Below are 12,992 nucleotides of genomic sequence, written 5' to 3' on the forward strand. Positions count from 1 at the left end.
GGTCGGTCCACAGACGTGCCCCACCAGGGAGTCAAGAGGGTCCTGCGCGTGACGGATGCGCAATCTCAGGGGACGAATGAGCGCGGCCACACCGGCAGGGGTGGCCCGACGATCGGGTTTCGATACTCCCGTCACCGCCGCGCGCCCTAGCCCCGTACACCTCCGGCTCCGGAGAGGTGCGGGCTCGTGAAACTCACCGGCACCTGGATCGAGAAGGTCATCGGGTGGTCCCGTGTCGCAGCGACGCCAGCGGCCAGTGGCTGGGCGCCGGCGCCATCCAGCCCCGGCCTCAGCGGGCGTCCTCGCGCGCGGCGGGCGCGCCGTCGTCGTCCTGCTCCTCCGCCTGTTCCCCGCCCTGGAACTGGCTCCTGTACAGCCGGAAGTACGCGCCGCGAGCGGCCAGCAGCTGATCGTGCGAGCCCTGCTCCACGATGTCGCCGTCCTCCATCACGAGGATGACGTCCGCGTCCCGGATGGTGGAGAGGCGGTGGGCGATCACGAAGCTCGTGCGGTCCGAGCGCAGCGCCGCCATCGCGCCCTGGACCAGCACCTCGGTGCGGGTGTCCACGGAGGAGGTGGCCTCGTCCAGGATCAGGAGCGAGGGCTGGGCCAGGAACGCACGGGCGATGGTGATGAGCTGCCGCTCGCCCGCGGACACGTTGGCGGCGTCCTGCTCGATCACGGTGTCGTAGCCGTCGGGCAGGGTGTGCACGAAACGGTCCACGTAGGTGGCCTTCGCCGCCGCGACGACCTCCTCGTCCGTGGCGTCGAGTCGGCCGTAGCGGATGTTCTCCCGGATGGTCCCGCCGAAGAGCACGGCGTCCTGGAGCACCATGCCGGTGGCGGCGCGCAGCTCGCCGCGGCTGACCGTGCGGGTGTCCACGCCGTCCAGCAGGATCCGCCCGCCGTCCACCTCGTAGAACCGCATGATCAGGTTGACCAGGGTGGTCTTGCCGGCACCGGTCGGCCCGACGATCGCGACCGTCTGCCCCGGCTCCGCCACGAAGTTCAGGTCCGTGATGAGCGGCTTCTCCGGCGTGTAGGAGAAGCGCACATGCTCGAACTCCACGCGACCGCGCAGCGGGCGCGGGAGGTGGGCGACGCCGTCGGGCCCGGGGATGGCGGAGGGCGCCGTTTCCCGAACGAAAGCGCTCTCGGAGGGCGCCGTTTCCCAAACGAAAGTGCCGTCGGGGGTGCGGGCGGGGGTGCCGTCGGGGGTCTCCTCCGGCTCGTCGAGGAGCTCGAAGATGCGCTCGGCCGACGCCACGCCGGAGATCAGCATGTTGGACATGCCGGCGATCTGCCCAAGCGGCTGGTTGAACTCGCGCGAGTACTGGATGAACGCGGTCACGGCGCCGAGGGTCATCTGCCCGTTGGCCACGCGCAGGCCGCCGACCACCGCGATGCCCACGTAGCCCAGCCAGTTCACCCACTGCATGATCGGCATGATCATCCCCGAGTAGAACTGCGCCGTGAACGCGGCCTCGTACAGCTCCTCGTTGCGCTCGTCGAAGCGCGCGGCCATGTCCCGCTGACGGCCGAACACGGTCACCAGCTCGTGCCCCGTGAACGACTCCTCGATGTGCCCGTTGAGCCGGCCCGTCTCCCGCCACTGCGCGGAGAAGAGCGCCTGGGACTTCTTGCCGATCACGCCCACCACCACACCGGCCACCGGCAGGGCGACCAGGGCGATGAGCGCGAGCTGCCAGGACAGCCAGAACATCATGCCGACGATGCCGATCACGGTCAGCACCGAGTACACGAGCGAGGCGAACGCCTGCTGGAGGGCCTGCTGGACGTTGTCCACGTCGTTGGTGGCGCGGGAGAGCAGGTCGCCGCGCTGCCCGCGGTCGAAGTAACTCAGCGGCAGCCGGTTGATCTTGGCCTCGATCTCCTCGCGCAGGCGGAAGACGATGCGCATGACGATGTCATTGAGCACGCGGCCCTGCAGCCACATGAAGGTCTGCGCCACCAGGTACATGCCCAGGACGATGAGGATCAGCCGGCCCAGCTCGGTGAAGTCGATCCCCTCGCCCGGCGTGAACGCCATGCCGGAGAGCATCTCTGCGGCCTGGTCCTCGCCCTGGGCGCGCAGCCCGTCGATGACCTGCTCGCGGCTCAGCCCGCCGGGCATCTGCGCGGAGACCACGCCGCCGAAGATCACGTCCATCGCCCGGCCCAGGACGTGCGGGGCCCACACGTTGAGCACGACGGCGACCAGCACCATCAGCGCGACCACCACCAGGCCCAGCTTCTCCGTGCGGAACAGGCTCATGAGCCGCTTCGCGGACGGCCAGAACGCCTTGGCCTTGCGGGCCGGCCCGCCGCCCCAGTCGTCGGTGGCGCCCTGCTCCTGGATCTCGAGGATCTCCTCGTCCGTCAGGTGCTCGCTCATGCCACGTCCTCCGCGGTCAGCTGGGAGTCCACGATCTCCCGGTAGGTCTGGTTGTCCGCCAGCAGCTCGGCGTGGGTGCCGCGGCCGACCACGCGGCCCTCGTCCAGCACGATGATCTGGTCGGCGTCGGTGATGGTGGCCACCCGCTGGGCGACGACGATCCGGGTCACCCCGGCCGCCGCGCGGTCGAGCGCCGCCCGCAGCCGCGCGTCGGTGGTGACGTCCAGGGCGGAGAATGAGTCGTCGAACACGAGGACCCGCGGCTCGGCCACGAGGGCACGCGCGATGGACAGGCGCTGGCGCTGGCCGCCCGAGACGTCCGTGCCGCCCTGAGACAGCCGCGAGTCCAGACCGGAAGCCGCCGCCTCTCCCTTGCCGGTGGTGCGGGCGCGCACGAAGTCGGCGGCCTGGGCCGTCTCGAGGGCCGCCCAGATGCGCTCGTCCGAGGCGTCCGGGGCCCCGAACTGCATGTTCTCCCGCACGGTGCCGGAGAACAGGTACGGCTTCTGCGGCACGAGGGCCACGGCCTCGGTCAGCTCGGCCCGGGCCAGGTCGGTCACCGGCACGCCGTCCACGAGCACCTCGCCGGACGTCGCGTCGTACAGCCGCGGCAGCAGACTGATCAGCGTGGACTTGCCGGAGCCGGTCGAGCCGATGATCGCCGTCGTGGTGCCGGGGGCGACGGCGAAGCTCACGTCGTCGAGCACCGGCGCCTCGGCGCCGGGGTACTGGAAGGTGACGTGGCGCAGCTCCACGGCGCCGTCGCGACGCGCGGGGGTCACCGGGCGGACCGGCTCACCGAGCGTGGGGACGGTGTCCAGGACCTCGCCGATGCGGCCCGCGGAGATCACGGCGCGCGGGAGCATCATCATCATGAAGGTGCCCATCATCACCGCCATGAGGATCTGCAGCAGGTACTGCATGAACGCGGTGAGCGCGCCGACCTGCACGAGCCCCGCGTCCACGCGCTCGCCGCCGAACCACAGGACGGCGGCGGTGGCGAGGTGGAGGATCATCGTGATGACCGGGCCGAGCAGCACGAACAGCCGGCCGATCCGCACGGAGGTCTCCGTCAGGGCGGCGTTGGCGTCCGTGAACCGGCGTGTCTCGTGGCGCTCGCGCACGAACGCGCGGACCACGCGGATGCCCTGGATCTGCTCGCGCAGCACGCCGTTGACGTCGTCGATGTTGTCCTGCATCCGCTGGAACAGCGGCATGAGACGGGCGACGATCCACGCCACGATCACCAGCAGCACCGGCACGGAGACCCACACGAGCCAGGACAGGCCCGGGTCCTCGCGGATGGCCATGATGATGCCGCCGACCGCCATGATCGGCACGGCCACCATGAAGTTCAGGGCCATGAGGGTGAGCATCTGGACCTGGTTGACGTCGTCGGTGCCGCGCGTGATGAGGGTCGCGGCGCCGAAGCGGCCGAGCTCCTCCGCGGAGAACGCGTCCACGCGGGTGTAGACGGCGCGGCGCAGGTCCCGGCCGACGCCCATCGAGGCCTTCGCCCCGAACCACACGGCGGCGATCGCGGCGACCACCTGCACCAGCGCGACGCCGAGCATCACGAGGCCGATGTCCCAGATGCGGGCGGTGTCGCCGCGGGCTACGCCCTCGTCGATGATGCGGGCATTGAGGCTGGGCAGGTACAGCATGGCCAGCGTGCTGATCAGCTGCAGCACGACGACGGCCGCGACGGCGCCGCGATAGCGCCGGCCGTGACGGCGGAGCAGGGTCCAGAGCATGGGGCTCCCAGGGAGTCGGGATGGGCGCGCGGCCGCGTGGGCTGCAGTGAGGTGGGCCGAAGGGGGCCGGGCTCATTGTGCCCCAGCCGCGGGAGGGCGCGGGCAGCAGCCGTCGTCGAGGGGACGCGGGCGCACCCCGGACAGCCGGCTGCCGAACCACCCGCTGGCGGACCCGTACGAGGACTGAGCGACGCCAGACGGGGGGCGTGAGCCAGACGTTTCCGCGGCTGAGGGTCCCTCAGAACAGCACGAACATCTGGCTCACGCCCCCGGAACGCCTGGCTCAGCGCCCGAAGAGCCTCGCGAAGAACCTTGCGGCCCCGGCACGGCCCGCGCGGGCTGCGTCGCGCTCGGCATCAGGGTGACGGCCATCGCACCACTGCGCCGCGGGGACGACGGCCTTGAGGGACTCGACGTGCCGGCCGCATCCGGCCCAGGTGGCCCTGCGGCAGACGGGTCAGCGCGCCGGACGGCACATGAGGGATCCTTTCGGCGAGGGGGCTTCGGGGTGGCCGGTCAGGCCAGGGTCATGAAGAGCTTCTCGAGCTCGGCGACGGTGAGCTTCTCCTCGTCCTCCGCCTTCTCGGGGTCGGCGAGGCAATACTGCATGGCGGATGAGACGACCGCGAAGCCGGCGCGATCCAGCGCGGTGGAGACGGCGGAGAGCTGCGTGACCACGTCCTTGCAGCGACCCTCGCCCTCGACCTCGCGGATGACGGCGTCCAGCTGGCCGCGGGCCCGCTTGAGGCGGTTGAGGATCTTGCGCTGGGTCTCGGCGTCGGCGGTGCGCACGGCGACCTCCTTTGTCACGGTGGCGGGGAGGGGAATCATATCCCCAGGGGTATCCGGCGACGTCGCCGGATGTCACACGAGGAGACCGATGAGCTCCCGGACGAGGATCACCAGGCCCATGGCCAGCACGAACCAGCCGAAGCCCTTCTTCAGCGCCTTCTCCGGGACCCGCTTCATGAGCGGAACGCCGATCAGCGCACCGACCACGGCCACACCGGTGACCCACAGCAGCAGGTCCCACGGCAGCGTCACGCTGGTCAGGTAGCCGCCGAGGCCCGCGAAGGACTTCATGGCGATCACCAGCAGGGACGTGCCCACCGCAGCGGACATCGGCAGGCCGCCGAGCAGGACCAGCGCAGGGACCACGAGGAACCCGCCGCCGGCGCCGACGATGCCCGTGACGAAGCCGACGACGACGCCCTCCAGCAGGATCTTCCCGAGCGGGTGGCGGCGGGGCTCGACGTCAGCCGAGGCCTCCACTGAGGGGGCGGCCGCCGGCTGCGTCTTCTTGGGCCGGATCATGGCCCACGCCGTGAAGAGCATCATCACCGCGAAGGCGATCAGCAGCAGGGTCCCCGGCAGGAAGCCGCCGACGACGCCGCCCAGGAGGGCACCCACCATCGAGGCCGCGCCGAAGATCAGGCCGGTGCGCCACCGGACGGTGCCGTGCCGCGAGTGCAGCAGCACTGAGACCAGCGAGGTCACACCCACCACGAACAGGGAGCCCGCGATGGCCTGCTTCGGCTCGAGGCCGGCCACGTACGTCAGCAGGGGCACCATCAGGATCGACCCGCCGCCACCCATGAGGCCGAGCAGCAGGCCGACCACGAGGGCCAGGGCGAGGACGATCCACATCACGGGTCAGCTCCGCTTCCCCGCGCCGGTGGGGATGCGGCCGATCACGTCGCCCGCGGAGCGCTCCTGCGCGGGGCGGTTCCACGGCATCTTGGCCAGCACGGACGCCATGGCGCACGTGTTGGACACGGCGGAGAAGGACAGGCCCGCGCCGATCGCGGCGGGGATGAGGCCGAACCGCTTCGAGCCGACCTGGGAGGCCACGGCCCCGACCAGCGCGATGGACCCGGCGGTCATGCGGACCTGACGGTCCATGGACCAGCGGTTGCCGCTGCGGACGACCTCGCCGCCGGCCTCGGCGTAGGCGGAGATGCCGCCCTGCAGGACGCGCGCGGAGGTGAAGCCGGCCTGGGCCAGACGGTCCTGGGCGGTGCCGGCCCGGCTGCCGGACTGGCAGACGAGCACCGCGGTGCCGTCCAGGCGGGCGGCGACCTCGTCCGCGTGCTCCTGGAGCAGGTCCAGCGGCACGTTGTAGGAGCCGGCGATGTGCTCGGTCTCGAACTCGCCGGGGGTGCGCACGTCCAGCACGACGGCGTCGGGGCGGGCGGCCAGCTCGGCCTTCAGGTCGCGCGGGGCGACGGGGGACAGGGTGACGCTCATGGGAGGGGCTCCTCGGGGTTGGTCTGGGGGTGTGTCAGGACTGCTGCCAGGCGGCGTAGCTGCCCTCGAGCTCGATCACGTCGAACCCGGCGCGGCGCAGCGCCTGGGCGGCCACGATGTTGCGCAGGCCGGACTGGCAGAAGGTCACCAGGGTCTTGTCCTTCGGCAGCTCCTCCTGGTGGAAGAGCACCTTGCCGGCGTTCAGCTGCCGGGCGTCCGCCACGGTGCCGTGGGAGAACTCGGTCTTGTTGCGCACGTCCACCAGCACGGTGTCCTGCTCCGCGCCGACCTCGCCGGCCTCGATGCGGGACCGCAGCTCGTCGGCCTGCACGGTGGGCACCGGCTCCAACGTGAGGCCGTCCACGGAGGTGGTGAACGCGGCGGCGGCGTCGACGCCCACGCGGATCATGTGGTCGCGCATCGTGTGCGCGTCCTCGCGGTCCTCGGCGAGCAGGACGAGGGCGGCGTCGTCGCTCTCCGGGTCGTAGGCCCAGCCGGCGTGCGTGGCGACCTTGCCGCGGGACGGAAAGGCCAGCGCGCCCGGCACGGTGCCGGCGAGGATCTCGTCCACACCGCGGGTGTCCGCGAACACGGCGCCCTCGGCGAGCGTCGCCTGCACGCCCCCGGCGTCCAGCTCCTCGAGCTCGGGCAGCTCGCCCAGGATGGCTGGCCCCTGCTTGTTCTGGCGCTTCATGCGGGCGAAGTAGGCGTGGGCGTCGGGCTGGCCGTCGAGCAGCTCGTCGATGAAGCCCTGCTCGTCGTCGTTCTTCAGGTAGTCGGACCACCACGCGTACTTGCGCTCGTAGCCGACCGTGGTGGAGGGCAGCGCGCCGAGTGCCTTGCCGCAGGCGGAGCCGGCGCCGTGGGCCGGGAACACCTGCACGTGGTCCGGGAGGGTCAGGAACTTCGCCTTGAGGGAGGCGAAGAGCTGCTGGGCGCCCTCGAAGCGGGTGTCGACGCCGCCGGCGGCCTCGTCCAGCAGGTCCGGGCGGCCGAGGTCGCCGGAGAACACGAAGTCGCCGGTGAGCATGTAGCCCGGGGCGTCCGCGAAGGCGCCGTCGGTGACGAGGAAGGACAGGTGCTCGGGGGTGTGGCCCGGGGTGTGCACGGCCTCGACGGTGATGTTGCCGAGCGTCACCGTGTCGCCGTCCTTGAGGAGGTTGCCCTCGAAGCCGTAGGCCCAGTCCTCGCCGCCCTCGCCGGACAGGTGGATCTGGGCGCCGGTGGCGTGGGCCAGCTCGCGGGTGCCGGAGAGGTAGTCCGCGTGGATGTGGGTCTCGGTCACGTGGGTGATGGTCATGCCGTTCTTGGCGGCCAGGTCCAGGTACACCTGGATGTCGCGGCGGGGGTCCACCACCATCGCCTCGTTCTTCGCCTGGCAGCCGGTCACGTAGCTGGCCTGGGCGAGGTCCTCGTCGTAGATGCGCTCGAGCAGCATGGTTCTCCTCCGGGTCGGGGGGTCTCGATGTCCATCCGATACCCCCTGGGGTATGTCGAGAACGAGCGTAGGGTATACCCCCAGGGGTATGCAAGAGAGAGGGTGAGCCCGGGCGGCGACGGGAAGGGACGGCACGGTCGGGAGACGTCGCCAGGGGGCGTGAGCCAGATGATTCCGCTGCGGATCGGGCGTCAGAACGGCAGAAACGTCTGGCTCACGCGGCGGGGGGCGTGAGCCAGATGATTCCGCTGCGGATCGGGCGTCAGAACTGCAGAAACGTCTGGCTCAGCGCCCGGGGTCCTCAGAGCAGGGGACGCAGTGGTACCAGCAGGGCCTCGACCACGCGGGCGAGGCCGTGACGGTCCTCCCAGCGCGGGGTGTCGATCCGGACGGCCCGCTGGGCGTCGAGAGCGAAGATCTCCTCCATCCGGGCGGCGAAGTCGCGGTCCACGACCACCACGTTGGACTCGTAGTTGAAGCCCAGGGAGAGGCGGTCGACGTTGGCCGAGCCCACGGTGGACCAGATGCCGTCCACGGTGGCGGTCTTCGCGTGGATCATGCTGGCCCTGTACAGCAGGATCGTGATGCCGGCCTCGAGCATCTTCCCGAAGAAGCCGCGCGAGGCCCAGTCCGCCACGATGTGGTTGGAGTCCTCCGGCACCATCACCTGCACGTCCACCCCGCGCCGGGCCGCGTGCAGCAGCGCCTCGAGGACCTGCTGGTCCGGGATGAAGTACGGCGTGTTGATGAGGATGCGGTGCTGCGCCCGCTGGATGGCGTCGAGGTAGCTCAGCCGGATCGGGTAGACCAGGAGCGGCGGCTGGTTCGCGGCCACGGTGACGCGCGGGTCCCACGTGTCCGGGGGGCGCCAGGACATCTGCTCGCCCGCGCGGTGGTGGGCGTTCCACTTGATGGAGATCGACTGGCCCAGCGCCCACACCGCCGGGCCGCGCTCACGCACGTGGGTGTCCCGCCACAGGCGGGCGTAGTCGTCGCCGATGTTGAAGCCGCCGGCGAAGCCGACCTCGTCGTCCACCACCATGATCTTCGAGTGGTTGAACCCGCTGTGCCGGACCACGCCTCGCCAGATCGGGCGGGCGAAGGCCGGCAGCCGGAACACGTGGATGCGCGGGTCCAGCTGACGGTAGAAGCGGGGCGGGACCACGAGGTTCCCGAACCCGTCGTAGGAGACGTAGACCTCCACGCCGCGCGCGGCCGCCCGGTTGAAGGCGTCCATGAACCGCTGGCCCGTGGGGTCGCCCTTCCAGATGAAGGTCTCGAACTTGATGATCCGCTGCGCTCCGTCGATCGCGGCGATCATCTCCTTGTAGAGGTCCTCACCCGAGGTGAAGATGCGCAGCTCGGAGCCCTCCACGTGGGCGTCAAACACGCCGGGGTTCGGCGCGGGTCGGCGCACTCGGCCGCCGCGCTTGACCATGTCCACGCCGGTGAGCCCGGCGGCGACCGTCAGCGGCAGTCCCACGAGACCGACGCCCGCGGCCACGGCCGCTCCCCGGAGGAGACGACGGACCGGCAGGCGGGACAGGGACGGCAGGGACGGTCGACGCATTCGCTCAGTCTACTCAGGGCCCCGTCAGCGCGGATCGGTCGAGCGGCGCATCTCGGTCCAGGCCGCGCTCACCTCGGAGCGCATGCGCACGAGTTCGATCGCCGTCTCCTGCAGCCTCCGGGCGCTCTCGCTCTCGGGGATGTACTGCCGCACCCGCTGGGCCTGGTCCTCCGCGGAGACGTCCACCATGACGGCGATCGAGTGCGCCACCAGGCGGGACTCCGCCCCGGTGCGTCGGCTCGCGTAGACGCGCAGCGCCACATGCATGGACCGCTCCGTGGTGTTCACCAGGAGGGCCTCCACGCGCACGAGGTCGCCCACGTGGATGTTCCGCACGAAGCGCACACCGCCGCCGAACACCGCGACCACGGATTCATGTCCGGTCCAGCGGGCGGCGCAGACGGCGGCCGCCTCGTCCACCCAGCGCAGGATCGCGCCCGCGTTGATGGTGCCGCCCACGGTGGCCTCCGCGTTGGGGGCCAGGAACGCGAGGGTGCTCATCTCCTCGGGGGCCTCCCCGGGCGCGGGGAACGGCAGTCGGGCCATGCCGCGCTCGACGGCGCGGCGGGCCACGGTGGAGCGGCGGGCCTGTTCGTCGCGCTCGATCTGGCCGGGGGTCGAGGGCTCCCAGACCGGCACGGTCACGGGCACCCCGCCCTCCTCCGCGGCGTAGACCACGAGGGACGAGGTGGCGACCACGGGGTCGCCGTCGTCGTCGCGGATCTCCGGCAGCAGCAGGCGGGTCTGGACGTGCACCTCGGCGCCGTCCGTGTGGACCACGCGCGCCTGCACCACAGCGCGGCGGTCCACCGGCACGGGGTGCCGGAACTGGGTGTGCCCCATGTAGCGGGCACGCACGAACGTCCCGGCCCAACTCGCCGCGACGGCGTAGCCGGCCTTCTCGATCCAGGAGATGACGGTGCCGGCGTCCACCAGGCCGGTGGGATGATCGAAGCTGTCCGCCCGGAATTCGAGGGCGAGGGCTCCGGGGGGTCTCATGCCGTCGAACGTATCACCCGAGTCCGGGCCCTGTGCGGCCGGTCACGCCCCGTCCAGGAGTCTGCGGGGAACCTCCCGGCCGCGCCCCAGGCGGGTCCGCGCACGGGGGACAATGGACCCATGACCGCCTTCGACCGTCTCCCCCTGCCCGCGGAGCCCCAGACTCCGCACGACCGCCTGCGCCGCCGCACCGAGGCCGCCGTCGCCGAGCGCGGGGAGGCCGCCGTCGCCGGGCTGGCGGTGCGCCTGATGACCGGCGCGGCCACTCCCGATGACGTCACCTCGGGCGCCGCCCGCGCCCTCACCGGCGACGACGGCGACCTCAGCCCCGCCGCGACCGGCGCCCTGGCCCTGATGCACGCGTGGCACCGCAGCGCGCTGCCCGCCCTGACCGGGGCGCTCACCGCCCCCGAGGCGGACGTCCGCTCGGCGGCCCACCTCGTGCTCGCCTCCCGCGCCGGCTCGCTGCGCCGCGATGCCGCCGTCGACCGCACCCTCGTGGACGCGGTGCGGGCCGGCTGTGCCGACCCGGACCCGGAGGTCCGCGCGTCGGCCGCGTCCGCGCTGGGCGCCCTCGCCCGCCCCGAGGACCTCGAGTCCGCCCTGCCCGTGCTCACCGGCATGGTGATGGACGTGGACGCGGACCTGGCCGCGGCCGCCGAGCTGGCCCTCGAGCAGCTCGCGATCCGCCTGGACCGGCCCGGCCTGCGGGTCAGCCTCGAGGGCTGAGGCGACGCCCGTGCAGTGCCCCCACTTCGACGTCGGCGAGTGCCGTTCCTGCCCGCTGATGGGCGTGCCGTACGCCCGGCAGCTCGCGGACAAGCAGGCCGCGGTCCTGGCCGCCCTGGCGGACGCGGTCGACGCGGACACGGTCGTGGCCGAGCCGTTCGCCTCCGCGGAGGCCGGATTCCGGAACAAGGCGAAGCTCGTGGTCACGGGGTCGGCGGCGGCGCCGCGGCTGGGCATCCTGGACCCGCGCCAGCACCCCCGGCATCACGACGGCGCCGGCGTGGACCTGCGCGACTGCGGCCTGTACGAGGCCGGCATGGAAGGCGTGTTCGACGCGTGCGCGGCGGCGGTGACGGCGGCCGGGCTGGAGCCCTACGACGTCGCCGCCCGCACGGGCGAGCTGAAGAACGTGATCGTGACGCTCTCCCCCGACCGGGAGGCGATGGTCCGGTTCGTGCTGCGCTCCGCCGACCGGCTGGACGCGCTGCGCGCGGCGGTGCCGGGGCTGCTGGACGACCTCGCGGCGCGCGGGACACCCGCCGCCGTGGTGAGCGCGAACCTGCTGCCCGAGCACGTGGCCCTGCCCGAGGGCGACGAGGAGATCGTGCTCGCCGGCGGGCCGACCCTGCGGATGGAACTGAACGGGATCGGCCTGCGGCTGCGCCCGCAGGGGTTCTTCCAGACGAACACCGCGGTGACCGAGGGGCTGTACGCGACGGCGGCGGCGTGGGTCGCCGAGGGCGGTGTGCCGGCGTCGGCGTGGGACCTGTACTGCGGGGTGGGCGGGTTCGCGTTCCACCTGGCCCGGGCCGGCGTGCGCGACGTGTGGGGCATGGAGTCCTCCGCCGAGGCGGTGGCCGCGGCCCGGGAGACGGCCGCGGAGCTCGGCCTGGCCGACCGGGCGCGCTTCTCCGACGGCGACGCCACCTCCGCGCTTTCGTTCGAGAAACGGCGGGCTCCGGAGGCGCTTTCGTCCAAGAAACGGCGGCCCCGCCCGGACGCCGTCGTCGTGAATCCGCCGCGGCGGGGCATCGGCGCCGAGCTGGCGGACGCGCTGGAGGACTCGGGTGTGCCCACCGTCCTGTACTCCAGCTGCAACCCGGCGACGCTCGCGCAGGACCTGGCCCGGATGCCGAGCTATCGGGTGGCGCGGGTGCAGGTGTTCGACATGTTCCCCCAGACCCGGCACGCGGAGGTGCTCACGCTGCTGACCCGGCGGTGACGGAAGCCGGGGCGCGTCACCGCGGGCTCCCCGCCCGACGGTTCCGCTTCTTCAACTCGACGAAGACCTGCAGCAGCGTCAGAGCCGACGGCGCGAGCGCGGGTTGCGTGAGCACGAGCGGTTGCGCACGGGTCAACCCGCCACCCTGCAACGGCCGTCCCGAGTCCCACCGGTTGGCCTTGCGCAGACCACCCTCGTTCCACAGCCGCTCGTCCACCTTGAGCGCCACCTTCATCGTGTGCTCCGACTCTGGCGCCACAGCACGGACTTCCTTCACGTCCGCCCAGTCCACGGACCAGTCCCGCGTCCACACCCGTCGCTCATCGAACGTGACATGCCGAGGCAGGAACAGACCCATCGTCGCGGCGGGAAGCACCGCCAACGCCAGCGCCAACCCGATGAACGACGCCACACGCCACACCCCGAACCCGGCCGAGACATCCTCCGGCGGCCGGAAGATCACCCACACGAACACCGCGATGCACACCACGACGATCAGCCACAGGAGCAACCACCGCGCCGGACGCACCCGCGCCTGCACCGGCAGACTCGCCAGGATCTCCTCCCGCGTCGCCTTCTTCCGCAACCGCGTCGGCTTCGCATCCATCACTTGCTCATCATCCAGTTCATGAGCCCTT

Annotated in this window: 11 protein-coding genes; 2 read left to right on the forward strand and 9 right to left on the reverse strand. The window is 71.9% G+C overall.

Going from position 1 to position 12,992, the window contains the following annotated elements:
• Positions 1-289: 289 nt before the first annotated feature.
• The 8 genes from AUV08_RS08380 to AUV08_RS08415 all read right to left on the reverse strand — a co-directional run bounded on the left by AUV08_RS08380 (position 290) and on the right by AUV08_RS08415 (position 10,403).
• Entirely contained in the window at positions 290-2,395 is a 2,106-nt protein-coding gene (locus AUV08_RS08380) for an ABC transporter ATP-binding protein (protein ID WP_049147053.1), read from the reverse strand.
• Complete coding sequence (locus AUV08_RS08385; RefSeq protein WP_061866771.1) at positions 2,392-4,149, reverse strand: ABC transporter ATP-binding protein; 1,758 nt, start codon at positions 4,147-4,149, stop codon at positions 2,392-2,394. The genes AUV08_RS08380 and AUV08_RS08385 overlap by 4 nt, the downstream gene beginning before the upstream one ends.
• A gap of 516 nt (positions 4,150-4,665) precedes the next feature.
• Positions 4,666-4,941 carry a metal-sensitive transcriptional regulator gene (locus AUV08_RS08390; protein ID WP_044659303.1) on the reverse strand — a complete coding sequence of 92 codons (276 nt, stop codon included), beginning with the start codon at positions 4,939-4,941 and terminating at the stop codon, positions 4,666-4,668.
• 72 nt (positions 4,942-5,013) lie between these two features.
• The gene (locus AUV08_RS08395; RefSeq protein WP_080696032.1) at positions 5,014-5,796 is read right to left on the reverse strand and encodes a sulfite exporter TauE/SafE family protein; all 783 of its coding nucleotides are present in this window, start codon (positions 5,794-5,796) and stop codon (positions 5,014-5,016) included.
• Positions 5,797-5,802: 6 nt separating this feature from the next.
• Positions 5,803-6,396 (reverse strand): rhodanese-like domain-containing protein, encoded by a 594-nt coding sequence (locus tag AUV08_RS08400; RefSeq protein WP_052007121.1) that lies wholly within the window; start codon positions 6,394-6,396, stop codon positions 5,803-5,805.
• Between the two features lie 34 nt (positions 6,397-6,430).
• The gene (locus AUV08_RS08405) at positions 6,431-7,834 is read right to left on the reverse strand and encodes an MBL fold metallo-hydrolase (RefSeq protein ID WP_061873186.1); all 1,404 of its coding nucleotides are present in this window, start codon (positions 7,832-7,834) and stop codon (positions 6,431-6,433) included.
• Positions 7,835-8,135: 301 nt separating this feature from the next.
• Positions 8,136-9,404 carry a phosphatidylserine/phosphatidylglycerophosphate/cardiolipin synthase family protein gene (locus tag AUV08_RS08410; RefSeq protein ID WP_036316196.1) on the reverse strand — a complete coding sequence of 423 codons (1,269 nt, stop codon included), beginning with the start codon at positions 9,402-9,404 and terminating at the stop codon, positions 8,136-8,138.
• A gap of 24 nt (positions 9,405-9,428) precedes the next feature.
• Entirely contained in the window at positions 9,429-10,403 is a 975-nt protein-coding gene (locus tag AUV08_RS08415; protein WP_036316197.1) for an acyl-CoA thioesterase, read from the reverse strand.
• Positions 10,404-10,523: 120 nt separating this feature from the next.
• Between AUV08_RS08415 and AUV08_RS08420 the strand changes: the two genes are divergently transcribed.
• Both AUV08_RS08420 and rlmC read left to right on the forward strand, forming a co-directional pair.
• Entirely contained in the window at positions 10,524-11,132 is a 609-nt protein-coding gene (locus AUV08_RS08420; protein ID WP_020628173.1) for a HEAT repeat domain-containing protein, read from the forward strand.
• 10 nt (positions 11,133-11,142) lie between these two features.
• On the forward strand, positions 11,143-12,354 hold the full coding sequence (gene rlmC, locus AUV08_RS08425) for a 23S rRNA (uracil(747)-C(5))-methyltransferase RlmC (RefSeq protein WP_036316199.1): 1,212 nt from the start codon (positions 11,143-11,145) through the stop codon (positions 12,352-12,354).
• A gap of 16 nt (positions 12,355-12,370) precedes the next feature.
• Here the strand turns inward: rlmC and AUV08_RS08430 are convergent, their stop codons facing one another.
• Positions 12,371-12,961 (reverse strand): hypothetical protein, encoded by a 591-nt coding sequence (locus tag AUV08_RS08430; RefSeq protein WP_061873190.1) that lies wholly within the window; start codon positions 12,959-12,961, stop codon positions 12,371-12,373.
• Positions 12,962-12,992 lie beyond the last annotated feature (31 nt).

This window comes from Micrococcus sp. CH7 (genome assembly GCF_001595485.1).
Classification (GTDB): Bacteria; Actinomycetota; Actinomycetes; order Actinomycetales; family Micrococcaceae; genus Micrococcus; species Micrococcus luteus.